The sequence below is a fragment of the Paenibacillus bovis genome (assembly GCF_001421015.2).
Classification (GTDB): domain Bacteria; phylum Bacillota; class Bacilli; order Paenibacillales; family Paenibacillaceae; genus Saccharibacillus; species Saccharibacillus bovis.
The window spans coordinates 5,258,894-5,282,837 of the sequence record NZ_CP013023.1 but is presented as its reverse complement, the minus strand read 5'-3'; the positions used below and the strand labels follow the sequence as shown (position 1 = coordinate 5,282,837).

At 43.4% G+C, this 23,944-nt stretch carries 23 protein-coding genes; all 23 read left to right on the top strand.

Annotated elements, in window-relative coordinates:
* Positions 1 to 184 precede the first annotated feature (184 nt).
* Positions 185 to 595, top strand: a complete 411-nt coding sequence (locus tag AR543_RS22715; protein WP_060536530.1) for a TIGR03826 family flagellar region protein — start codon at positions 185 to 187, stop codon at positions 593 to 595.
* A gap of 342 nt (positions 596 to 937) precedes the next feature.
* On the top strand, positions 938 to 1,225 hold the full coding sequence (gene flgM, locus AR543_RS22710) for a flagellar biosynthesis anti-sigma factor FlgM (protein ID WP_060536529.1): 288 nt from the start codon (positions 938 to 940) through the stop codon (positions 1,223 to 1,225).
* A 3-nt stretch (positions 1,226 to 1,228) separates the two neighbouring features.
* Complete coding sequence (locus AR543_RS22705; RefSeq protein ID WP_060536528.1) at positions 1,229 to 1,732, top strand: flagellar protein FlgN; 504 nt, start codon at positions 1,229 to 1,231, stop codon at positions 1,730 to 1,732.
* A 17-nt stretch (positions 1,733 to 1,749) separates the two neighbouring features.
* The gene (flgK, locus tag AR543_RS22700) at positions 1,750 to 3,327 is read left to right on the top strand and encodes a flagellar hook-associated protein FlgK (protein WP_060536527.1); all 1,578 of its coding nucleotides are present in this window, start codon (positions 1,750 to 1,752) and stop codon (positions 3,325 to 3,327) included.
* A 24-nt stretch (positions 3,328 to 3,351) separates the two neighbouring features.
* Complete coding sequence (gene flgL / locus AR543_RS22695) at positions 3,352 to 4,275, top strand: flagellar hook-associated protein FlgL (RefSeq protein WP_060536526.1); 924 nt, start codon at positions 3,352 to 3,354, stop codon at positions 4,273 to 4,275.
* 27 nt (positions 4,276 to 4,302) lie between these two features.
* Positions 4,303 to 4,875, top strand: a complete 573-nt coding sequence (locus AR543_RS22690) for a DUF6470 family protein (RefSeq protein ID WP_060536525.1) — start codon at positions 4,303 to 4,305, stop codon at positions 4,873 to 4,875.
* 92 nt (positions 4,876 to 4,967) lie between these two features.
* Entirely contained in the window at positions 4,968 to 5,402 is a 435-nt protein-coding gene (locus tag AR543_RS22685; RefSeq protein WP_060536524.1) for a flagellar assembly protein FliW, read from the top strand.
* A 2-nt stretch (positions 5,403 to 5,404) separates the two neighbouring features.
* Complete coding sequence (csrA, locus tag AR543_RS22680; protein WP_060536523.1) at positions 5,405 to 5,641, top strand: carbon storage regulator CsrA; 237 nt, start codon at positions 5,405 to 5,407, stop codon at positions 5,639 to 5,641.
* A 180-nt stretch (positions 5,642 to 5,821) separates the two neighbouring features.
* Positions 5,822 to 6,694: a flagellin Hag gene (hag, locus tag AR543_RS22675; protein ID WP_060536522.1), complete on the top strand. Its 873-nt coding sequence runs from the start codon at positions 5,822 to 5,824 to the stop codon at positions 6,692 to 6,694.
* Between the two features lie 278 nt (positions 6,695 to 6,972).
* Positions 6,973 to 7,845, top strand: a complete 873-nt coding sequence (gene hag / locus AR543_RS22670) for a flagellin Hag (RefSeq protein WP_060536521.1) — start codon at positions 6,973 to 6,975, stop codon at positions 7,843 to 7,845.
* Between the two features lie 257 nt (positions 7,846 to 8,102).
* Positions 8,103 to 8,972, top strand: coding sequence for a flagellin Hag (gene hag, locus AR543_RS22665; RefSeq protein ID WP_060536520.1), 870 nt, complete (start codon positions 8,103 to 8,105; stop codon positions 8,970 to 8,972).
* A gap of 259 nt (positions 8,973 to 9,231) precedes the next feature.
* Positions 9,232 to 10,104: a flagellin Hag gene (gene hag / locus AR543_RS22660; RefSeq protein WP_060536519.1), complete on the top strand. Its 873-nt coding sequence runs from the start codon at positions 9,232 to 9,234 to the stop codon at positions 10,102 to 10,104.
* A gap of 129 nt (positions 10,105 to 10,233) precedes the next feature.
* Positions 10,234 to 12,111: a TPR domain-containing glycosyltransferase gene (locus AR543_RS22655; RefSeq protein ID WP_060536518.1), complete on the top strand. Its 1,878-nt coding sequence runs from the start codon at positions 10,234 to 10,236 to the stop codon at positions 12,109 to 12,111.
* A 56-nt stretch (positions 12,112 to 12,167) separates the two neighbouring features.
* On the top strand, positions 12,168 to 13,829 hold the full coding sequence (locus AR543_RS22650) for a glycosyltransferase (RefSeq protein ID WP_060536517.1): 1,662 nt from the start codon (positions 12,168 to 12,170) through the stop codon (positions 13,827 to 13,829).
* Positions 13,830 to 13,920: 91 nt separating this feature from the next.
* Positions 13,921 to 14,313 carry a flagellar protein FlaG gene (locus tag AR543_RS22645; RefSeq protein WP_060536516.1) on the top strand — a complete coding sequence of 131 codons (393 nt, stop codon included), beginning with the start codon at positions 13,921 to 13,923 and terminating at the stop codon, positions 14,311 to 14,313.
* A 73-nt stretch (positions 14,314 to 14,386) separates the two neighbouring features.
* Positions 14,387 to 15,955 carry a flagellar filament capping protein FliD gene (fliD, locus tag AR543_RS22640; RefSeq protein WP_060536515.1) on the top strand — a complete coding sequence of 523 codons (1,569 nt, stop codon included), beginning with the start codon at positions 14,387 to 14,389 and terminating at the stop codon, positions 15,953 to 15,955.
* 28 nt (positions 15,956 to 15,983) lie between these two features.
* A complete protein-coding gene (gene fliS / locus AR543_RS22635) occupies positions 15,984 to 16,376 on the top strand; it encodes a flagellar export chaperone FliS (RefSeq protein WP_060536514.1) in 393 nt (130 codons plus the stop codon).
* Positions 16,369 to 16,704: a flagellar protein FliT gene (locus AR543_RS22630; protein ID WP_060536513.1), complete on the top strand. Its 336-nt coding sequence runs from the start codon at positions 16,369 to 16,371 to the stop codon at positions 16,702 to 16,704. The genes fliS and AR543_RS22630 overlap by 8 nt, the downstream gene beginning before the upstream one ends.
* A gap of 270 nt (positions 16,705 to 16,974) precedes the next feature.
* Complete coding sequence (locus AR543_RS22625; RefSeq protein WP_017815470.1) at positions 16,975 to 17,172, top strand: cold-shock protein; 198 nt, start codon at positions 16,975 to 16,977, stop codon at positions 17,170 to 17,172.
* Between the two features lie 456 nt (positions 17,173 to 17,628).
* A complete protein-coding gene (hpf, locus tag AR543_RS22620) occupies positions 17,629 to 18,201 on the top strand; it encodes a ribosome hibernation-promoting factor, HPF/YfiA family (protein WP_017815471.1) in 573 nt (190 codons plus the stop codon).
* Positions 18,202 to 18,874: 673 nt separating this feature from the next.
* Entirely contained in the window at positions 18,875 to 21,328 is a 2,454-nt protein-coding gene (gene secA / locus AR543_RS22615) for a preprotein translocase subunit SecA (protein ID WP_060536512.1), read from the top strand.
* 108 nt (positions 21,329 to 21,436) lie between these two features.
* A protein-coding gene (gene prfB / locus AR543_RS22610) for a peptide chain release factor 2 (RefSeq protein WP_145953941.1) occupies positions 21,437 to 22,553 on the top strand; the annotation gives its coding sequence in 2 pieces (ribosomal slippage) (positions 21,437 to 21,508 and positions 21,510 to 22,553; 1,116 coding nt in all).
* Positions 22,554 to 23,016: 463 nt separating this feature from the next.
* Complete coding sequence (locus AR543_RS22605; protein WP_046227687.1) at positions 23,017 to 23,916, top strand: YitT family protein; 900 nt, start codon at positions 23,017 to 23,019, stop codon at positions 23,914 to 23,916.
* Positions 23,917 to 23,944 lie beyond the last annotated feature (28 nt).

The window sequence follows — 23,944 nt, the reverse complement described above, 5'->3', positions numbered from 1 at the left end:
GGCTATATGTATCAAACTTGATCGAAGTGCTTACATCGGTGAATAATGAAATTGTTATTATGACTATTTATTTAGATATGGTACCTAACAAAAAAGCCTCCATCTTACGATATAAGTATAGACAAACATTTTAACTGCTATGCTCAATCCTATAGATGTTATGAACTTCAGGAGGCGAATATAAATGAATTTAGCAAACTGCCCGCAATGCGGTAAATTATACGTGGCCAATCTCAGAGGAATGTGCGGAAACTGTATCAAGGATATCGATCAGCAATATGAGCGATGCAATCAGTATCTGCGCGAGAACAGAGGAACAACAATCACTGAACTGTCCGAAGCGGTAGACGTGTCCATCAAGCAAATTTCCACATTTATCCGTGAAGGACGCATCTCGATCGCGAATGCACCAAACATGGGCTATGCCTGCGAAGTATGCGGAACACCTATCCGTGAAAACAATATGTGCGAACCATGCCGTACCCGTCTTACCAAGGATATCCGTAATGCATATCAAGATGATGCAGCTGCCAAAGAAACCAATAACACCAGTCATGGTGCCTATCGAATTGTCGACAAATACCGCAATAACTAGGAACTGTTCCTATTCCTAGTCAAATAACGACATTTCCTAGTACTATAAGAGGGCTAAAACTTGCATAGCTACGCAGGTTTAGGACTTAAGCAATGAAAAAAATTACTTTGTAATTAACCACTTTAAGACTATAAAATTTGTAGTTAAACTGGTCGATAATCTTAGTAAGAACAATCGGTTGCCTTATGATACCAGGAAATGAAGCAATTTGGATATCACCCAAGATTCCTGGTATCCTCTGAAGGACTTCCTATTTTGAAAAGACGGTCCCTCTTGCAGATTCAATTGACGGTAAGAACTAGGAACTCTTTCTCAAATTTACTAAGGAGTGTGTATAAAACCATGAAAATTAACGATACTCAACGTGTAAACGCAATTAACCCATACCAAAGAAGTGCAGAAGCCAAATCCGTAACTAACGATAAAAAAGCAGGTCGTAAAGACGAAGTATCCATCTCGCCGGAAGCTATGGAAATGCTGCAAGCCAACGCCACTCAAGCATCTGCAAATGCAGAACGTGCACAAAAAATCCAAAGTCTGAAAGAGCAAGTAGCTGCAGGCACTTACAAAGTAGACGCTGGTGCCCTTGCTGACAAACTACTTCCTTTCTTAAAGGGAACGGGGAATTAATCTATGTCTTTAGACAACCTTGTCGACGTGCTGAATAAGCTGGACGTACATCATCAGCAAATGATCGAGCTAGGTGAAAGTAAAAAAAGCAGCATTGTTGCCAATGATGTGGATGGAATGATTCGAGTAATGAATCAGGAGTCCAAGCTCATCAAGCTGATTGAGCAAACTGAGCAGGAACGTATGCAGGCTTCCTATGATTTTCTAAAAGAGCGCGGAATCAAGTCGCAATTGAATCTTACGCTGACTGAATTGGCACGTCTGGTGTTCGATGTGGAAGATAAAAAAAGATTATTAGGCATTCAGTCTAAACTTAAATCCACATTGGACCGATTAAAAGAATTAAACGATCTTAATCAGCAGCTAATTCAACAGTCTTTGGATTTTATTGAATTCTCGCTGGATGTAATGGTTGATAAGCCTGAGCAAGATATGGTGTATCAGCATCCGGCAGCAGCCCAGTATGGTGCAGGGCAGCGCAGAGGACTGTTCGACACGCGCGGATAATTATAGGGGGTTAACCAGTGACATCTACATTCCATTCGATTGAAACGGCAAAACGGAGTGTCATTACGCAATCGACGGCACTCAATACCACAGGCCATAACATAGCGAACGCAAATACAGAAGGTTACTCGCGGCAAACTGTAAAAATGTCAGCTACCCGTCCAATTGAAGCTCCGGGATTCTCGCATTCCACAGGCGCTGGACAAATTGGTACCGGTGTAGAAGCCACACAGGTTGTTCGTGTTAGAGAATTATTCTTGGATGGTCAGTTCCGTCAGGAAAATGCGACGCTGAATAGCTGGACCACCCGGGCAGATTCTTTAAGTAAAATCGAAGAGATTTTTCAGGACCCTTCTGAAACTGGCTTTAGTGCCGTACTTAAGAACTTTTGGGATTCCTGGTCTGACCTCAGTAAAGATCCAGATAGCCTTACAGCTCGCAGCGTAGTCAAAGAGAACGCCCTCGCTTTAACCGATTCCATGAATCAGATCAGCAAGCAATTAACAGACTATGCTTCTGATTTGACTGCCAATGTTACCAATACCGCTTCTGAAGTGCAGGGGTATGTCAACTCCATCGCCAACTTAAACCAGTCTATTGTCAAAGTAGAAGCGCTCGGTGATGATGCCAACGATCTTCGAGATCAACGGGATCTGTTCGTTGATAAGCTGTCTGCTCTCGTGAATATCAATGTAACCGATACAGCCCAAGGCTATAACGTAACGATGGGTGGACAGAGTCTTGTACAGGGATATACTCCTACCACAGTAGACGCTGCTTTTTTAAATAATGCTTATGAAGGCGGTACGCTAACAGGTGGCGAAGTGCATGGCATGATCCTGTCGCGTGACTCTTATGTAGCCGGTTATACCAATCAGCTGAATCAGCTGGCCAATACTATTGCAAATGGCGAAGTGCAGGTAACGTTCCCTAAAGGCTCCGTGATGCCGGAAGGAACAGTAGTACAGGTTGTGAATTCAGATGGTACCAAAACAGAGAAAACCTATACAGGCGCCAACCGTACCCTGACTTCAGATACCAATGTTATTGTCAAAGGTATTAATGGTCTGCAGCAGATGGGATATTCCATGGATACAGATGCTAGTGGGGCAGCCAAAACAGGTGTTCCGTTCTTTACATCATCCGATAATGGTACGTTGACTGCAGGCAGTATTACCGTGAATCCGGATATCGTGAATAATCTTAATGCGATTGCCACATCGATGCGTGTAGATGCAAATGGCAAAGTGATCAAGGGTAATAACGATATGGCGCTGATTACTTCGCAATTAACAGGCGCCAAGTTCAATAATGCAGATGGAACACAGTCTGCAACCATCAATTCATTTTACAGTACTATGGTAGGCCAACTCGGTGTTCAGGCTCAGGAAGCTAATCGTCAATCAGACAACTCTACAACAATCGTGACACAGATCGATTCTCGCAGACAATCGGTAAGTGGTGTTTCTGTTGATGAAGAAATGAGTAACCTGCTCAAATTCCAACATGCTTACAGCGCAGCAGCACGTTTCATGACGACTTATGATCAACTGCTGGATAAGCTCATTAACTCCACTGGCTTGGTTGGAAGATAATAACGGATAAAGGAGATTATTGAGATGCTTAGAGTAACCAACGGAATGAAGAACAATCAGCTGCTCATGAACCTGAACCGAAACGCACGAGCAATGCAGAACACCCAGGAACAAATGTCGACCGGTATGAAGATCAACCGTCCTTCGGATGATCCAGTAGGTATCACGTATTCCCTGCGCTACCGTGCCGATGTAGCTTCGGCACAGCAGTACCAGAAGAATGTGGACAGCTCTATTTCATGGCTGGAATACAATGATACCGTATTGACCCAGACTAATGATGTTATGCAGAAGCTGCGCGAACTTACTGTACAGGCAGCCAATGACACCAACCCACAATCTGCCCTGGACAGTATTAACAGTGAGGTTTCCCAGCTAAAAGAGCAGTTTATCGATATTGCTAATAGCCAGCTAAATGGGAAATATATTTTCAATGGTCAGAATTATAATGAAAAACCATATCAGTTCCCTACAGGTGCAGATGGAACACAGGATATTACCAATGGTGCTTCCATACAAACCGATACCGGCACTGTGAATTATATGGTAGGCGATAATATCAAGCTGCCTATTAACACAACAGGTAATGATGTATTTGGACAGACGGGTGAAGTGGATAATGTATTCAACCTGCTGAATAATATTTCGGCTGCACTGAAAAGTGGAGATACCAAAGAACTGACAAAGCAGCTGGCTAATATTGACTCCCGTGTCGGAAAAGTTCTAACTGCTCAGTCTCAGGTAGGAGCCAAAACCAACCGGGTAGAATTGATGCAAGCTCGACTTGGTGATATGGAGACCAACCTTACCGCTTTGCAATCCAAAGTAGAAGATGCAGACTATGCGCAGTTATTGGTCAAATCCCAAACCCAGGAAAATATCTATACAGCTTCCTTGTCAGCAGGTGCCAAAATCATCTCTACAACGCTGGTTGATTTCCTGAGATAATTTTAAAAAGTTAGAGGGGGCTATACCATGACCTCCATGCCAATTGTACAAATCAGACAGACACCAGGGCGAATCGGAATCGAGACGACCCCTGGTTCTTTCTCCATTCGGCAGCCTAAAGCCGATCTTCAGATTACTACCCAAAAAGCCGATCTGGAGATACAGCAGCCCAAACCCGAACTGACGATTGATCAGAGCCGGGCATTGGCTGCTTATGATGGAGGAAGCCATCTGGAGATGACCAAGCGGCTGTATTCCAATGTACAGCAGCTGTTCCTGCAGGGATTAAGTCAGCGAATGAAAGATGGAGAACGTATGCGGGAATTCTATAAGCCGGGTAATTCACTGGGAGAGATTATGAAGTCACGTTCCCAAAACACTCCTGGATTTATAGAATATAGAGGAGCAGCATCATCCGATAATGTGGATATTCAAGTGGAACGCAGAGATCCTATCATCGAAGTGACGACGCATAAGCCGGATATTCAGGTCCAGATCAACCGTCCGGAAATTGAATATACAAGAGGTAATGTGAATATCTATATGCAGCAATACCCATCCGTTCAGTTTATACCACCGGAAATAGATACTACCATGTAAAAGCCATGGATGGCGATTGTTCGCTATCTGTGGCTTTTTCAGTTATATTAAAAATATATACTGGCTATTACGCTGGAAAAGGAGAATATAACGTGATCATAAACACATTAACCTGGGGAAACATTGATGTCGCTGAAGAAAATATTTATCAATTTGCAAATGGTATTCCTGGTTTTGAAGAAGAACAGACATTTGCCTGGATCGATGTAGAAAATAGCCCATTTAGTTATCTCCAGTCTGTGCAGGAACCTGGTCTGTCTTTTCTGCTAGTGGATCCGTTCTCTATCTATGCCGATTATGAATTTGAAATCAAGGAAGAAGATTATCCTGAATTAACTACGGAGCAAGCAGTTCGTGTGGCTTGTATGGTCACATTGAATGATCCGATGGATAAATCTACGCTTAATCTTCTGGCGCCTATTGTATGCAATACAGATACACGACAGGCTGCACAAATCGTACTGCATCAATCGTCGTATCATACCAAGCATCCTCTGCAACCATCTGAACAGAAGGAAGGTGTGTAATTATGCTAGTATTGGCTCGTAAAAAAGGAGAAAAAATCGTTATACAGAACGATATCGAAGTTACTGTGCTTAGTGTTGACGGAGACACAGTAAAACTCGGTATTTCTGCACCTTCGCATATTGAAATTTATCGTCATGAAATCTATGCTGCTATTCAGGAAAGCAATAAGGCGTCTGCAGCTCCCCAATTAACACAGGTAAATGCATTGCTGGAGCAATTTAATAAATCTTCAAAATAATATTCCAAAAAATACTTTTTTTTCTAAAAATGCTATTAATAAAACCAGCGTAGCACCGATATATATATTAGGCGCTAAGGAGCTAGCAAAGTACTTCAAATTGCTGAACTTAGCGAATAAAAAACCTAAAGACGAACCACAAGGACGTGGATCGCTTACATTCCAAGGAGGAAATTACAAATGATTATCAACCACAATATCGCGGCACTGAACACTTCCCGTTCCCTGAACTCTGCTTCTGCAGCACAAAGCAAATCGATGGAAAAACTGTCTTCGGGTCTTCGCATTAACCGTGCGGGCGACGATGCAGCAGGTCTGGCGATCTCCGAGAAAATGCGTGGACAGATCCGCGGTCTGGATCAAGCTTCCCGTAATGCTCAAGATGGTATCTCCATGATCCAAACAGCTGAAGGTGCACTGAACGAAACTCACGATATCCTGCAACGTATGCGTGAGCTGTCTGTACAGTCCGGTAACGATACCAATACATCTGACGACCGTGCACAACTGCAAAAAGAAGTGGACGAGCTGGCAAAAGAAATCACTCGTATCTCCAACACAACCGAATTCAACACCAAGAAATTGCTGGATGGCCAAGGTGCTTCTTCAGTAACTCTGCAAATCGGTGCAAACACGAACCAAACCATGGCACTGAGCGTTAATGCGATGGATGCTAAAACGCTGGGCGTTTCCAAAGCAGCAGATACAGCAGCAACCGCAGCAGGTGGCGATGCAGTAGCAACTGGTGGTCTGGATATCTCTACAGATGCAGCAACTGCAACCGCAGCTATCGCTACGATTGATTCCGCAATCAAGAAAGTATCGGACGAGCGTTCCAAACTGGGTGCAAACCAAAACCGTCTGGAGCACACAATCAACAACCTGGGAGCTTCTTCCGAGAACCTGACAGCAGCCGAGTCCCGTGTACGTGACGTCGACATGGCTTCTGAGATGGTAAAACAAACTAAGAACTCCATCCTGTCTCAAGCAGCACAAGCAATGTTGTCCCAAGCCAACCAACAGCCACAAGGCGTACTGCAATTGCTTCGTTAATACTTGGTTGTATTCAAAAGACCTCCTTTTTGGAGGTCTTTTTTTAACAATTAATTGTTATCATTCATCCTGATTTAGGATATATTTTGCTACAAATTTATTTTGAAAAAAAGGAAAAATGTATAAAATTATATTAATAAATGGTATATATAACCGATATATATATTAGACGCTAAGGAGTCAACAAGAGCGGCCGATCTTGTACTTCAAGCGCATAAAACATTATAAGATGAACCACATGGATGTGGGTCGCTTACATTCCAAGGAGGAAATTACAAATGATCATCAACCACAATATCGCGGCACTGAACACTTCCCGTTCCCTGAACTCTGCTTCTGCAGCACAAAGCAAATCGATGGAAAAACTGTCTTCGGGTCTTCGCATTAACCGTGCGGGCGACGATGCAGCAGGTCTGGCGATCTCCGAGAAAATGCGTGGACAGATCCGTGGTCTGGATCAAGCTTCCCGTAACGCTCAAGATGGTATCTCCATGATCCAAACAGCTGAAGGTGCACTGAACGAAACTCACGATATCCTGCAACGTATGCGTGAGCTGTCTGTACAGTCCGGTAACGATACCAATACATCTGACGACCGTGCACAACTGCAAAAAGAAGTGGACGAGCTGGCGAAAGAAATCACTCGTATCTCCAACACAACCGAATTCAACACCAAGAAATTGCTGGATGGCCAAGGTGCTTCTACAGTAACCCTGCAAATCGGTGCAAACACGAACCAAACGATGTCACTGAGCGTTAATGCGATGGATGCTAAAACGCTGGGCGTTTCCAAAGCAGCGGATACAGCAGCAACCGCAGCAGGTGGCGATGCAGTAGCAACTGGTGGTCTGGATATCTCTACAGATGCAGCAACTGCAACCGCAGCTATCGCTACGATTGATTCCGCAATCAAGAAAGTATCGGACGAGCGTTCCAAACTGGGTGCAAACCAAAACCGTCTGGAGCACACAATCAACAACCTGGGAGCTTCTTCCGAGAACCTGACAGCAGCCGAGTCCCGTGTACGTGACGTCGACATGGCTTCCGAGATGGTAAAACAAACCAAGAACTCGATCCTGTCTCAAGCAGCACAAGCAATGTTGTCCCAAGCCAACCAACAGCCACAAGGCGTACTGCAATTGCTTCGTTAATACGTTATTCCTCAAAAGGTTCTCCTTGTGGAGACCTTTTGGTACATACTTTAGAATTGTAAAATTTCGTATGCTAAAAGAAATTTTTGAAAAAAGTGTTTATTTGCTATTCACAAATATATACATTCCTCCGATATAAGGATTATAGTTGCTTGCTGGCTTACATAATGAATTGATCTTGGTAAGTTTCAACGCATCTAATCAAAAGATGGACCACAAGGATGTGGTTCGTTTACATCCCAAGGAGGAAATTACAAATGATTATCAACCACAACATCGCAGCACTGAACACTTCTCGCTCCCTGAACGCAGCTTCTGGTGCGCAAAGCAAATCGATGGAAAAACTGTCTTCGGGTCTTCGCATTAACCGTGCGGGCGACGATGCAGCAGGTCTGGCGATCTCCGAGAAAATGCGTGGACAGATCCGTGGTCTGGATCAAGCTTCCCGTAACGCTCAAGATGGTATCTCTCTGATTCAAACAGCTGAGGGCGCACTGAACGAAACTCACGATATCCTGCAACGTATGCGTGAGCTGTCTGTACAGTCCGGTAACGATACCAATACATCTGACGATCGTGCTCAACTGCAAAAAGAAGTGGACGAGCTGGCGAAAGAAATCACTCGTATCTCCAACACAACGGAATTCAACACTAAGAAATTGCTGGATGGTCAAGGTGCTTCTGCAATGACATTCCAAATTGGTGCAAATAGTGACCAGACAATGACGTTGAGCATTAAAGCAATGGATGCTGCAACTCTGGGTGTAGGTGATACAACAGCAGCAGCAGCAACAGGTACAACTGCCGCTACAGCAGCAGGTGGTCTGGATATCTCTTCCACTGCAACAGTAGCAACAGGAGCAATTTCTAAAATTGATGAAGCAATCAAAAAAGTATCGGACGAGCGTTCCAAACTGGGTGCAAACCAAAACCGTCTGGAGCACACGATCAATAACCTGGGAGCTTCTTCCGAGAACCTGACAGCAGCTGAGTCCCGTGTACGTGACGTCGACATGGCTTCCGAGATGGTAAAACAAACTAAGAACTCCATCCTGTCCCAAGCAGCACAAGCAATGTTGTCCCAAGCAAACCAACAGCCACAAGGCGTACTGCAATTGCTTCGTTAATACTTGGTTGTATTCAAAAGGTCTCCTTTGCTGGAGGCCTTTTTTATTATATAAAGAAATGAAATACATAAATAATTTAAGAAAATTACTTATAAAATTTATCAAAAGCTATTAACAAACTAGAAAGAACGCCGATATATATATTAGACGCTAGGAAGTAAGCAAAGGCGATCGACTTTGCAGCTTCCAGTGCATCAAACTAAGAACAAGACGAACCACAAGGACGTGGATCGCTTACATTCCAAGGAGGAAATTACAAATGATTATCAACCACAATATCGCGGCACTGAACACTTCCCGTTCCCTGAACTCTGCTTCTGCAGCACAAAGCAAATCGATGGAAAAACTGTCTTCGGGTCTTCGCATTAACCGTGCGGGCGACGATGCAGCAGGTCTGGCGATCTCCGAGAAAATGCGTGGACAGATCCGTGGTCTGGATCAAGCTTCCCGTAACGCTCAAGATGGTATCTCCATGATCCAAACAGCTGAAGGTGCACTGAACGAAACTCACGATATCCTGCAACGTATGCGTGAGCTGTCTGTACAGTCCGGTAACGATACCAATACATCTGACGACCGTGCCCAACTGCAAAAAGAAGTGGACGAGCTGGCGAAAGAAATCACTCGTATCTCCAACACAACCGAATTCAACACCAAGAAATTGCTGGATGGCCAAGGTGCTTCTACAGTAACCCTGCAAATCGGTGCAAACACGAACCAAACGATGGCACTGAGCATTAATGCGATGGATGCTAAAACGCTGGGCGTTTCCAAAGCAGCGGATACAGCAGCAACCGCAGCAGGTGGCGATGCAGTAGCAACTGGTGGTCTGGATATTTCTACTTCTGCATCTGTAGCAACAGGAGCTATCGCTACAATCGATACAGCGATCAAGAAAGTATCGGACGAGCGTTCCAAACTGGGTGCGAACCAAAACCGTCTGGAGCACACGATCAATAACCTGGGAGCTTCTTCTGAGAACCTGACAGCAGCCGAGTCCCGTGTACGTGACGTCGACATGGCTTCCGAGATGGTAAAACAAACCAAGAACTCCATCCTGTCTCAAGCAGCACAAGCAATGCTGTCCCAAGCCAACCAACAGCCACAAGGCGTACTGCAATTGCTTCGTTAATACTTGGTTGTATTCAAAAGGTCTCCTTTTTTGGAGGCCTTTTTTCCTTAAGCAATTATTTGCTGGCATTTGCCTAATAGTTTGTTGATAATAAATGTAATATATTTGAAATTATCAGGAGGCGAAATAATGAGATTTACGGTCTCTTTATGTATGATCGTAAAAAACGAAGAAGAAGTTATTGGCAAGTGTCTTGAAAGTATCCATAAACAAATAAATGAAATTATTATAGTAGATACGGGTTCTTCTGATCGAACTATTCCTATTGCTGAAAGTTACGGGGCTACAATTCATTCATACAAGTGGAATGATGATTTTGCGTCTGCACGTAATTATTCTCTGCAGCAAGCAAAGTCGGATTATATTTTGATACTGGATGCAGACGAATACTTTGAAGGGGAATATGATTTGCAGAAAGAGCTAGCAACTGCAAAAGACTTTTACATCTTTCCTATCCATAACTTATTGGATAATGAAAGATATTTTATACATTCAGCTATCCGCTTATTTAAGAACAGTCCAGAGTTACGATACAAGAACCGCTTACATGAACATCTGGATCTTGAAGGGAAAGAAAAGCAGATGCAGTGGTCAAAAGTCTCTGTATCTATTCAGCATACAGGCTATCAAAGTAATACAATTATCGAGAAGGATAAAAACAATCGGAATCTCAATCTCATGATGCAGGAAACCAAAGAGCATCCTAATAGCTACAATTTCTACAACCTGGGTAAAGCTTACATGGCTATAGAGCAGTATGAGGAGTCTGCAGAGTATTTTGCTAAAGCTATAACAGACAGTGATAATCAGACTCATCAAGCGGATTTGTTGAAAAAATGGGGCGAGAGTCTTCTTCAACTCAATCGATCTAACGAAGCATTGAAAATTCTGTATGATGCTGTTCAAAAATACCCTGCCCATACAGACTTACTTTATGTATTGGCAGAAGCTTATTATGATGAAAAATACTTAAAGGATGCAGCTTCTACTTGGATCAAGTGTACTGAACTTGGAAACAAAGGCGACTTTATCAGCGAAGGAGTATCTGATTACCTGGCTTATGCCCAGCTTGCTGAACTGTATAAACAAGAAGACAACCTGGCTGAAGCCTATAAATATATTTTAAAAGCAATTACCTCCAAAAGAAGTCATATGCCAGCTTTGAAAAAGTATTTTGAGATTGCCTATATATACGCATTTGCTGAAGACGACATCAAAAAAGACCTTGATATTTCCTATAAAATTACTCGTGTAGAAGAGTTGCAAAATTTACTGGATGTACTGTACACGATGAGACACTACTTGTTCAGTGGTTATCTGAAATCCTATAATATCTCTCCTGAAAAAAATGTGCTTGCTATATCTTACCAGTATAGTAAGCAATACGATTTGGCTAAGAATAGTTGGTACGAAGTTGAACATATTCCTGAAGAGAATACGATAGATATTCTTACTCTGGCGTTCCTTTTAAAAGATGAAAAATTAGTAAAAAGCCTGCAGAATGTTGGAGAAATCGGTCCAAGTGATATTCGCATATTACTTCAGCTGCTGCACAACGAAAGTATCCAGATGGAAGAACTATCTTCGTCTCTGGAAACTCTTATATTTCAATTGGTTAATAATTTGATCTATATGAAGGAGTTTGAAGCTTTTCAAACTGTATTGCAATTATTGATGGGCAAAGATTTTGAAGTGAAGTATCAGATAGGCAGTATGTTAAATGGACACGGATATTATGAAGCCGCTATTGATATTCTGGTACAAGCTTATCATTTGGATTCTGAAAATATTCAAATGATTGGATTATTGGGAGACATATGCTTACGAGCAGGTTATTTTGATGATGCCGAATATTTTTATACGAACCTCATTGAACGATCACCGGTCTATGCTTCCTATGAGCGTTATTATCGTCTGTATGAACGCAAAAAGGACGAGAGTCGGATGCAAGAGATCAAGCAATTTATTGCAGCTCATTATCCAATGGCAACATGGAGTCAGGAATAAGTTTTTAATTTAGCCCTAATAACGATCTATACTCCAAATGAAATGAGGGACTGAAATTGCCTACAAGCTGGTACCAAACGATTCCCAATATATTAAATCACATTATTATGGAAAACCCTGCTTCTATTCTGGATATTGGTATAGGGTTTGGCAAGTACGGATTTTTAAGTAGAGAAATGCTGGAATTGCCTTATGAAAGGTATCAAAAAGAACAGTGGACCGTTAGGATCGATGGGGTAGAAGCATTTGAAAGCTACAAAAATCCGATTCATGAATTTGTGTATAACGATATCTATTATGGAGATATCTTGGAGACTATCGATCAGTTGCCTTCTTATGATGTTATTTTATTAATCGATGTATTGGAGCATTTCACCAAAGAAGATGGAAAAAGACTGTTAGAAAAGTTGGTTAAGCATACCAATAAGGCGCTTATTGTTTCTACTCCTATTTTTCCGGCGGAGCAAGAAGAATATTTGGGAAATAAATATGAGGAACACAAAAGCAGATGGTCGATTACGGACTTGGTTGATTTTTCATTTACGTATGAAGAGTTTTTGATTGGCGGAAATGGGGCTCATATATTTAAATTTTATCCCAAAGTCGAGCAACAGCAGAAAAGTATAGATCAATTGCTGATCAGTAAAACGGGGATAATAAATGCAAATAAAAAATTAGTGGTTACTTTTGTTCTGCCTCATCATGTGCTCACAGGTGGTCTCAAAATGCTGCTTCAGCAAATGAAAGAGCTTCGCAAAAGAGGACATGTGGTACAGGCAGCTTTGAGAAGTGATGAAGGACCCGTATTACCATCCTGGCTGGATCTGTCTGTAGATAAACAAATACTTATCCCTTCAACGGAAAACTATCTTCCTTATTTGGCAGGATCGGACATTATCGTTGCTGGCTGGTTTGATCAACTTCATGAATTACAAAATGATGATATTCCGGTATTTTATTGGGAACAAGGACATGAATGGCTATTTGGTGATATTGTGTCGCAGTATGAGACAGAAGTGGTTCGGAATCATTTACAGCTTAATTATGAGCAAAATATTGTTTTGACAGCCGTTTCTCCGATTATTTCCAAACTTCTCGAATCAAATTATGGGAGAAAATGTATAGTTCTGCCCAACTTTATTGATACTCATTTTTATCACCCTGCTATAGACAAGGTTGAGGACGATGAGTTAACGATCTTGCTGGTTGGTGATCCTGGATTAAGATTCAAAGGATCTGATATTGCCTTGAATGCGTTGCATCTGGTAAGCCAGGCGGGCTATCCATTTAAAGTCCAGTGGGTTATGCCAACATTGCGCGATCTGGGAGAATGGTCTTTTGATATCGAGTATGTTATAAAACCTTCTCAAGAAGAATTGGCCCAGTTATACAGGGACGCAGATATCCACTTGTTTACTTCATGGTATGAAGGATTTGGAATGCCTCCTCTTGAAGCCATGGCTTCGGGAATACCGGTAGTAGCAACCAACTGCGGAGGAATCAGTGTATACGCCAAGCATGGAGAAAATGCATATTTGGTTGAACCGGGTGACTTTGAAGGATTGGCAGTAGGTCTCTTATACTTTATGAAAAATGCCGCTAAACGTCATGAATATGGACAAAAAGGAAGAAATACTGCGCTGATGTTTGAATACTCTACTGGCATACAATATCTCGAAGAGTGTCTCATCAAAACGGTTGAACATTATCAGAAGTAGAATTTATATTTATAAATTCAATTCTGCTCTAAATCTATTCTCCAAAATGACCGATATATACAATAAATAGATTAGCGAAAGGTGGAATATCATGAATATCCAGTTTTCCTTCTCCTCAAACAATACTTATACTGCTCCGTCTTCAGCTCCTGTCAATCAGGCTCCTTCCGATTCCAAAACAATCGAAGAACGTCTGGCGGCCACTACAAGTTTGAGTCAAATGCAGCAGCTTGAAAAACAAGGAGCGGTACTCCCAGTTGGTGAGGAAGAGTTGATGCGCCGATTGGATACTGCTTTTAAAACTCTTTCTGGACCGGAAACTACTCTTGAAGTAAGTATGCATAAGGATACACACAGCATTATGGTCAAGGTATTGAACAAGGAAACTGGTGAAATTATCAGAGAAGTTCCCAGAGAAAAGACATTGGATCTGGTAGCCAATATGATGAAAATAGCTGGTATTCTCGTAGACAAGAAAGTGTAATACCCGTTCATTATAGCCTCATGAAATAGCACACGAACGAGTTCAAAATAAATACTATGAAGGAGGCTATTATATGTCCTACATGACATCGGCTTCATCTGTTCTACGCGTAAGCGGAGGAGCATCAGGGATGGATACAGACAGTATTGTCAAGCAGCTCATGGCAGCTCAGCGTATCCCACTGGATAAACTCAATCAAAATAAACAAGTTCTTGAATGGAAACGTGAATCCTACCGGGAAGTAAACAGCAAATTGGTCGATTTTCGACAAAATAAATTATTTGAATTCAAGAAAAGTGAATCCTTGAATGCGCAAAAAGCAGTCGTCACTGGTAATACCAGCGCAATGACTGCTACAGCAAATGCAGACGCCAGCGGTATTCCGATGAGTGTCTCTGTTGATCAAATGGCAACCAAAGCAACAGCTACCGGCTCTGCGCTTACTGTCAGCGGCGCAAAAGCAACTACAGCAACAACTATTGGACAGTTAAGCGGAGGTACCAGCGATTACACAGTGAAAGTGAATGGAGAAGAACTCACTTTCAAATCTACAGATACCATTTCTTCGGTTATTTCCAAAGTGAACAGCAATAGTAAAGCAGGAGCGACAGCAACCTTTGATGAGATCACCGGAAAATTCTCGATCAGCTCCAAAGACTTTGGAAAGCCGCTTGCTTTGGATAATGGAACAAGTGGTGGCAGCTTCCTAGAACTGAGTAAAATTAAAGACAGTTACCCTTCCAGCGTAACCAACGCGGATACATCCAAGGCCCAGGTTGTAGTTAATGGAACCAGCTTGAATTTTACAGGGGACAAAGCCAAAGCAACTGTCAATAATACAAGCCTTACTTTTGATAGCAATGTTAATACTTTAAATGGTGTAACCATGAATTTCCTTAATGTATCCGGAGCAGCCGGAGCAACCAATATTACAACCCAGACGGATACTACCAAAGTCGTAGATACCGTAAAAGCATTCGTTACAGCATATAATGATTTGCTGAATACGATGAAAACCAAAACCGAAGAATCCAAATACAAAGATTTTGCACCATTGACATCGGAACAAAAGAAATCAATGAGCGAAGATGATATTACTGCATGGACAGCCAAAGCCAAAAGCGGAATGCTGAAAGGCGACGATATCCTCAAAACAGCTCTACAGGATATGCGCAATGTGATTACATCTGCTCTGGGCAGTGTACCGGGCGGAGTCAGTCTTCCTGATATGGGGATCACCACAGGCAGTTACAGCGAAGGTGGTAAGCTGTATCTGGATGAATCAAAGCTGAAAAAAGCAGTTGCCGACAATCCGCAGGGCGTTATTACTACTCTAAAAGGTACGGGTACAGACACGACGAGCGGAGTATTTAACAAGTTGTACAACAAGCTCGATGAAACGGTAACCAAGTTTTATGACAGAGCCGGTACATCCAAGCTGAGTACAGATGTAAATGCAGCTTTTAACACCAAGAGCATTATAGCCAAAGAACTTACAGACTACAATAGTCGCATCAATGCCTTAACAAGCCGCTTAAATGATGTGGAATCACGATATTACAAACAATTCAGTGCCATGGAAAGTGCACTGTCCAAGCTTAATTCCCAGTCGTCCAGTCTAGCAGGGTATCTACAATCTTAATTTATCGGATATATAGGAGGACGCAAAAATGATTTCTTCCCCATATGAAAAATATCGTCAAAATGCAGTACAAACTTCTCCAGGTCAGCTACTGATTATGCTATATGATGGAGCGATTCGCTTTACACTGGCTGCTATTGACGGAATCAACCAAAAAGACTACGAGAAATCCAATATTAATTTTGGAAAGGCTCAAGCGATCGTAAGTGAATTCCGTGCTAGTCTGGATCGTTCGTACGAGGTGGCTGAAAACCTAGATCGTTTGTATGAATATATGAATTACCTGCTGATTCAGGCGAATGTGAAAAAAGATGTAGCTTCTGCCGAAGAAGCACTGGGATACCTGAAAGATCTACGCGAGACATGGGTGGAAGCCAATAAATTAGCACCAGCAGCATTAAGTGAAGCCAAACATGGATAATCCAATTGCTGCCTTAACTAAGGTGACAGAAGAATTAAGTCAGAATATTTTTCAGTTGTCCTATGAAGAAATGGAATCTTTTGTACAGCAACGTGAAGCGCTGATTAACAGCACCAATGACTATTTTATGGAACATCCTGTGACTCCGGAAGATAAAGAGCAGATCGAGCATATATTGAGTTATGATGAAGCGATTAAGAGCCGTATGATGGAGCTGAAGAATGAGGCTGCCAAATGGCTTACTCAAAGAAACGCAGCCAAATCACAGCGAAGTGCATATGAAATGAATTACTCGGCAGACAGTATGCTAATGGATCGTAAAAAATAAAAAAGAACACCCTGGCTTGAAAGAGTCAGGGTGTTCTTTTTGTATAAACAATGAAGAAAAAGCTACTATAATAGAATCTTGTCTTCACTTTTATAATACCATTTATTAAATAATCGATAGGTTAAAGAATTATAAATCGACACTCAATTTATGTAATATAATTACAATAAAACCTTTTCTCTTCCAATTGACATTTTCCAACCAGAGATGGTATATTCAGAAATGTAAGCGAGATCTTACTTTATTTGATAACGAAGGGAATGTTATTGCATGCAAGGTAAAGTAAAATGGTTTAACGCAGAAAAAGGTTACGGCTTCATCGAGACAGACGAAGGCGGAGACGTATTTGTACACTTTTCCGCAATCCAGTCCGAAGGTTTCAAGACGCTTGAAGAAGGCCAATCCGTAGAGTTCGACATCGTCGAAGGCGCGCGTGGACCTCAAGCAGCTAACGTTATCAAATTATAATCATCCCCTGGCAGCTGCCGACCTTACATAGGTAATTCCGATGGTTACATTTGAACAATTAGCTAAGACTCCGGTATATGCCGGGGTCTTTTTCTGTATATACTTTTGGTCTAAGACACTCTGTTGTAACGATCTTCAATCAAGTAATAATTCTGCTTCCTAATACCCGTTTTGGTACGTATTCAATCTTGGTAAAACAGGTTAAAAAGAAAGCAGAACCATCTGTACCGACTGCCAATTGTCCTACAATATATGTATCCTGATGGATATCGCTAAATGCTCAATCGTATAGAAGATATCCAGACCATCGCACCAATATTCCGGCTTGTAACGAGCTTGAACAGACGCTGTAGCAGTCGGTCACTAATTTGTTATACATTGCAGCTTCTTTCCTTTAACGCTCCTTTTACTTGCCGCTAACATCTATGTTATAATTCTCTAAAGGAGGAATGCTCTATGAATTTTGCTATTCGAGGTCAGCACTTTGAAGTCACAGATGCTATTAAAGATTATGTGGACAAAAAGCTCAACAGACTTGAAAGATATTTCGATTCACCTCCCGTATCCGACGGTATGGTTACACTTAGCTCCAATCGCGGACGCTTTACCGTTGAGGTTACGATTCCTCTCCCCGGCCTGCTGTTACGCGCTGAGGATCGCAGTGAAGATATGTACGCTTCTATCGACTCGGTTGTCGACAAACTGGAGCGCCAGATCCGTAAGCACAAAACCAAGCTGAACCGGAAATTCCGTCAAAATGACGAAAATCTGAAAGCGTTCTTCGTAGAAGATCCAACAGCTGCTGCTCTGGCAGTAGACGAAGATGCAGACGTGGAAGTGGAAAGCGATGAGTTCGAAATCGTCCGTAACAAACGCTTCCTCCTGAAGCCGATGGACGTTGAAGAGGCCATTTTGCAAATGAATCTGATCGGACATACGTTCTTTGTATTCTCGAACATTAACAGTCAACAGGTTAACGTAGTCTATCGTCGTGACGACGGCAAATACGGCCTGATTGAACAAGAATAATATACACTTGTGTAATGGAGCCTCGTCCAGCCGGACGGGGCTTTTTGAATTCCCGATAATATCCGCTTGCCGCAAAATGGAACGCGGCAGGAAAGCCCTGAAAAAAGTGCAATCCGGCGTAAAGTGGAGTATACTATATAGAGTGCAAAAAGCTAACGAATCCTGTCCAATGCCTTGCAGTTCCGCGACTCGGCAAGCTGGTGAAATCAAGGGATTTCGTTGAATGCTGGCTTTTACTGCACACACACATAATGAAACATTTCTGCTTTTTATACGTATAAGTATACGCACTAGCATTTACAGTAATGAATATCATATGGATATCGTCAGGCGCGGGATATATTTATCCTGGGCCCTATTGAAATTTAGTGTGTTAAGCGTTTGGCATTTAAAACGCGATGTTCGATAAAAAGTGATTTTTGCGCAGCAAAATATCTTACAATCAGCGCCAGGCATTTTGGGCGCAATTTCCAATAAAATCATCCATACAAAGCAAAATATCCTGCTTCATCATTATATGATTTTGCTTCCGGAAATAGCTGATTTGTTGCGGCTTTTACCTGAAACTGGTACAATTTATTGCAACTGAGGTTATTGAATAATCCCCCGGAAGCGTCGTGTAATTTCCATTTATTCAATAATCCATCTCTGTTTAGCGCGAAAGGGGTTAACCATGCTAGGTATCGTTAAGAAAATCTTTGGTGACACAAATGAACGTGATGTTAAACGGATCATGAAGACGGTTGACATCATCAACAATATGGAACCGGAATTTGAAGCTCTTTCCCACGATGAACTTCAAGGGAAAACAGCAGAATTCCGTGAACGTCTGGAAAAAGGCGAGACGCTTGAACAGCTGCTTCCCGAAGCTTTTGCCACAGTGCGTGAAGCTGCGAAACGTCAGCTGGGTATGCGTCATTTTGACGTACAGATGATTGGCGGTATTGCTCTGCATGAAGGCAAAATATCCGAGATGAGAACAGGTGAAGGTAAAACGCTGGTAGGTACACTGCCTGTTTATCTGAACGCCCTCGAAGGCAAAGGCGCTCACGTGGTTACGGTCAATGACTATCTGGCCAAACGTGACAGCTTGCAAATGGGTCGTATCTACAACTATCTCGGCATGGAAGTCGGCGTAAACCTCAGCGGCATGAAGCATGAGGAAAAACAGGCTGCTTATGCTTGCGACATCACATACGGTACGAATAACGAATTCGGCTTTGACTACTTGCGTGACAATATGGTGCTGTACAAAGAACAGATGGTACAGCGTCCGCTGCACTTCTGTATAATTGACGAAGTCGATTCCATTCTGATCGACGAAGCTCGTACCCCGTTGATCATCTCCGGTCAGGCACAGAAATCGACAGAGCTGTACTTTGCAGCGGATCGTTTCGTGAAGAGCCTCAAAGCGGAAGATGACTACACAGTGGATATCAAAGTAAAATCCGTAGCCCTGACTGAAACAGGTGTTGAAAAGGCCGAGAACTTCTTTGGTCTGGAGAACCTGTACGATAACGGCAATGTAACCATCAACCACCATGTAGTGCAGGCGCTCAAAGCGAATGCCATTATGCATCGTGACGTGGATTATGTTGTAGCTGACGGTGAAGTTCTGATCGTTGATGAATTCACTGGCCGTCTGATGGCGGGTCGTCGTTATAGTGATGGTCTTCACCAGGCGATTGAAGCAAAAGAAAACCTCGATGTACAAAACGAAAGCATGACGCTGGCAACGATTACGTTCCAGAACTACTTCCGTATGTACAAAAAGCTGGCAGGTATGACCGGTACAGCCAAAACCGAGGAAGAAGAGTTCAAAAAAATCTATGGTCTGGAAGTACTGCAGGTTCCTACTAACCGTATTAACCAGCGTAAAGATGCTCCGGACGTTGTATACAAGAGCGTGCAAAGCAAATTCCGCGCAGTAGTAGACGAAATCGTGGTTCGCCACGAGAAAAACCAGCCGGTACTGGTGGGTACTGTCTCTATCGAGAACTCGGAGCTGCTGTCCGAAATGCTGAAACGCAAAGGGATCAAGCACCAGGTACTGAATGCAAAATACCATGCGGAAGAAGCGGAAATCATCTCCCGTGCCGGTCAACCAGGTACAGTAACAATCGCTACCAATATGGCCGGACGCGGTACGGATATTATTCTGGGTGAAGGCGTTGCGGAAGTAGGCGGTCTGCACATTATCGGTACAGAGCGTCATGAATCCCGCCGGATCGATAACCAGCTGCGTGGTCGTGCCGGACGTCAGGGTGACCCGGGTTCTACCCAGTTCTACCTGTCGCTGGGCGATGAGCTTATGAAGCGTTTTGGTGCGGATAACGTTATGAACATGATGGAGAAACTGGGCTTTGAAGAAGACCAGCCGATCGAGAGCCGCATGATTACACGTGCCGTGGAATCTGCACAGCGCCGCGTCGAAGGCAGTAACTTTGATATGCGTAAAATCGTCCTGCAATATGATGATGTAATGAACAAACAGCGTGAGATCATCTACAAGCAGCGTCGTGAGGTTCTGGAATCGGACAACATCCGTGAGGTTGTTCTGCAGATGATCAAGCCTTGTATCGAGCGCGTGGTTGAGGTTCACTGTAACGATGATATTCCGGAAAACTGGGAGCTGCAGGAAGTCGCTGATTATGTAAACAACAACTTCCTGCTGGAAAATGCAATCAGTGAAGCCGAACTGCATGAGCAAGAAAAAGAAGAGATGGTCAACTATCTCTTCGAACGTGTAGAACTGCGTTACCTGCAGCGTGAAAAAGAAATCGGGGAAGAAACGATCCGCGAGTTCGAGAAAGTGGTTGTTCTGCGTGCGGTTGACCGTAAGTGGATGGACCATATCGATGCGATGGAACAACTTCGCCAGGGTATCCACCTTCGTGCATACGGCGGTACGGATCCGCTGCGTGAATACCAGTTTGAAGGATTTGAGATGTTCAATCAGATGGTGGCTGACATCCAGGAAGAAGTTGCCGGCTATGTGATGAGAGCTCAAATTCAGACACAGCAGGAACGTCAGGCTGTAGTAGATACAAGCCAAGTTAGCACCAATAGCTCGGAATCGGCAGAAAAGCGTCCTTCTCGTGAAGAACGCCGCCGCAGACGTAAATAATTCAGGTAATCGAACCAGGCTGTACAAGATACCGGAAGACACTCACCATTATCGTGGGTGTCTTTTCTCGGATAAAGGAATCGTATACTAACGAAGAGGTGAATGTTCATGATCGAACCGAATGTAAAGCATGATCTGCGTGAAATGGCTCAAAAATTATCCAACCTTAGGGGGTCTCTTTGACTTAGATCTCAAAAATGAAATGATCGAGAACTTTGAGGTGAAAATGTCAGCTCCGGACTTCTGGGATGACAATGAATCGGCTCAAGCGGTCATTGCAGAGATGAATGCAGTCAAAGGATCGGTAGACCAGTACAACAAGCTGCAGCAGGAATATGATGATATCAGCCTGATGGTTGAACTGGCAGACGAAGAAAATGACGAAGATCTGGCGAAGGAAGTCACTTCCGGCGTACAGGCTCTGGTCAAAAAGCTGGAAGAATTTGAACTGCAGCTGCTGCTCAATGAGCCGTATGACAAGCTGAACGCTATTCTGGAGCTGCATCCAGGTGCAGGCGGTACAGAATCCCAGGACTGGGGCTCCATGCTGCTGCGTATGTACACACGCTGGGCAGAGAAGAGTGGATTCAAAGTAGAAGTAATGGATTATCTGCCGGGCGACGAAGCCGGAATCAAAAGCGTTACCCTGCTGATCAAAGGCTATAATGCCTACGGTTATCTGAAAGCAGAAAAAGGAGTACACCGTCTGGTGCGTATTTCTCCATTTGATTCTTCAGGCCGCCGTCATACGTCATTCGTATCCTGTGATGTTGTACCGGAGATTACCAATGATGCCGAGATCGAGATCCGTACGGAAGATCTCAAAGTGGATACGTATCGTGCCAGCGGCGCCGGTGGTCAGCATATCAATACGACTGACTCCGCTGTCCGGATTACGCATTTACCATCCGGCGTTGTCGTGAGCTGTCAGACCGAACGCTCCCAGATCAAAAACCGTGAGCGGGCGATGACGATGCTGCGTTCCAAATTGTATGAGCGCAAAATCGAAGAGGAACGCAAGCAGCTGGATGAAATCCGCGGCGAGCAATCCGAGATTGCCTGGGGCAGCCAGATTCGCTCCTACGTATTCCACCCGTACAGCATGGTCAAAGACCATCGTACCCAGGTAGAGACCGGGAATATCGGAGCTGTTATGGACGGGGATCTGGATCCATTTATTGATGGATATCTTCGCAGCCAGCTGAAGATCGAAGTCGATCAGTAAAAGAATAAATGTAGTGCAAATGGATTGATAATCGAGAGCGACCTTCATTTTTATAGATGAAGGTCGCTTTTTTTAGTTTGCAGAATATGCGGACGGACCACATAATAAGGCAGTTACACAGTTACACAGTTACACAGTTACACAGTTACACAGTTACACAGTTACACAGTTACACAGTTACACAGTTACACAGTTACACAGTTACACAGTTACACAGTTACACAGGGAGGGACTAATTATAATATAGCTGCGTAACTATTCAGTTATTCAGCCTGAAGTTGCGTAGCTGCGTTGGCTCGCTCCCGGATTAAAGTATCACCTATTTGCCGTATGTTCTTTCAGAAATAAGCAATATGCACTACAATAAAACACGCGACAGATAGGTGTCTTCAATAGGAGAGGCGATCTGTAAGGGTTGTTCGGCAACTGATGCAAATTTTATGGGGTATAGGTGAATGAATATATGATGACAACATCTTCTCAGTCTAATGCACGCAGGCGGAAGCCGCCAATGATTCCACTGACAGGGCCGCTGCGTAACAGCTGGGATGCGGCACTGATCGTAATTGGGGCATGTATTATGGCATTGGCATTTAATCTGTTTTTGCTGCCTAACCATATCGCTTCGGGCGGGGTAGCAGGGATCTCCATTATTGCTTCGGAGGTTATGGGGATTGAACCGGCATATACACAGTGGGTCTTTAATATTCCGCTGTTTGTGGCAGGGTATCTGCTGCTGGGGCATCAGGCGAGCATACGGTCATTGCTGGGTACAATTGTACTGCCCATGTTTATTTATTTGACGCGTGATTTGCCGGCGCCTACCACCAATCCACTGCTGGGTGCACTGTATGGCGGGATCGGTGTAGGTATTGGTCTGGGCATTGTATTCCGCGGCCGGGGATCGACAGGCGGAATGGCGATTCTGGCGCAGATTATACACAAGCTGACCGGATTTAGCATGTCTTTCTGTGTCATTTTGACAGATGGTACCGTTATTCTGCTGGCAGGGCTACTGCTCAAGCCGGAACAGGCGCTGTATGCGCTGATCGGTCTATTTGTAACGAGTAAAATGATTGATGCGGTGGAGCTGGGATTCAGTAACTCCAAAGTGGCTTATATCATCTCTGATGAGATTGAACCGATGCGTCTGGCGATTCTGAATGACCTGGATCGTGGACTCACCAAGTTGAATGCTCAGGGTGGATATACAGGCGACGACCGAACGGTATTCATGGTTGTTGTCGGGCAAAATGAAGCCAGCCGGTTGAAAACTATTGTACGAGCAGTCGATCCGGATGCATTTGTCATTATTAGCAATGCGCATGAAGTACTGGGTAAAGGATTCAAGTTGCCTGGATGATCCTGCATAATATGTGGTGATCATTGAT

Excerpts from the sequence above, each read along its gene's own strand:
- AR543_RS22715 (WP_060536530.1), top strand. The coding sequence starts at position 185 with ATGAATTTAGCAAACTGCCCGCAATGCGGTAAATTATACGTGGCCAAT.
- flgM (WP_060536529.1), top strand. The coding sequence starts at position 938 with ATGAAAATTAACGATACTCAACGTGTAAACGCAATTAACCCATACCAA.
- AR543_RS22705 (WP_060536528.1), top strand. The coding sequence starts at position 1,229 with ATGTCTTTAGACAACCTTGTCGACGTGCTGAATAAGCTGGACGTACAT.
- flgL (WP_060536526.1), top strand. The coding sequence starts at position 3,352 with ATGCTTAGAGTAACCAACGGAATGAAGAACAATCAGCTGCTCATGAAC.
- AR543_RS22690 (WP_060536525.1), top strand. The coding sequence starts at position 4,303 with ATGACCTCCATGCCAATTGTACAAATCAGACAGACACCAGGGCGAATC.
- csrA (WP_060536523.1), top strand. The coding sequence starts at position 5,405 with ATGCTAGTATTGGCTCGTAAAAAAGGAGAAAAAATCGTTATACAGAAC.
- hag (WP_060536522.1), top strand. The coding sequence starts at position 5,822 with ATGATTATCAACCACAATATCGCGGCACTGAACACTTCCCGTTCCCTG.
- hag (WP_060536521.1), top strand. The coding sequence starts at position 6,973 with ATGATCATCAACCACAATATCGCGGCACTGAACACTTCCCGTTCCCTG.
- hag (WP_060536520.1), top strand. The coding sequence starts at position 8,103 with ATGATTATCAACCACAACATCGCAGCACTGAACACTTCTCGCTCCCTG.
- hag (WP_060536519.1), top strand. The coding sequence starts at position 9,232 with ATGATTATCAACCACAATATCGCGGCACTGAACACTTCCCGTTCCCTG.
- AR543_RS22655 (WP_060536518.1), top strand. The coding sequence starts at position 10,234 with ATGAGATTTACGGTCTCTTTATGTATGATCGTAAAAAACGAAGAAGAA.
- AR543_RS22645 (WP_060536516.1), top strand. The coding sequence starts at position 13,921 with ATGAATATCCAGTTTTCCTTCTCCTCAAACAATACTTATACTGCTCCG.
- fliD (WP_060536515.1), top strand. The coding sequence starts at position 14,387 with ATGTCCTACATGACATCGGCTTCATCTGTTCTACGCGTAAGCGGAGGA.
- fliS (WP_060536514.1), top strand. The coding sequence starts at position 15,984 with ATGATTTCTTCCCCATATGAAAAATATCGTCAAAATGCAGTACAAACT.
- AR543_RS22630 (WP_060536513.1), top strand. The coding sequence starts at position 16,369 with ATGGATAATCCAATTGCTGCCTTAACTAAGGTGACAGAAGAATTAAGT.
- AR543_RS22625 (WP_017815470.1), top strand. The coding sequence starts at position 16,975 with ATGCAAGGTAAAGTAAAATGGTTTAACGCAGAAAAAGGTTACGGCTTC.
- hpf (WP_017815471.1), top strand. The coding sequence starts at position 17,629 with ATGAATTTTGCTATTCGAGGTCAGCACTTTGAAGTCACAGATGCTATT.
- secA (WP_060536512.1), top strand. The coding sequence starts at position 18,875 with ATGCTAGGTATCGTTAAGAAAATCTTTGGTGACACAAATGAACGTGAT.
- AR543_RS22605 (WP_046227687.1), top strand. The coding sequence starts at position 23,017 with ATGATGACAACATCTTCTCAGTCTAATGCACGCAGGCGGAAGCCGCCA.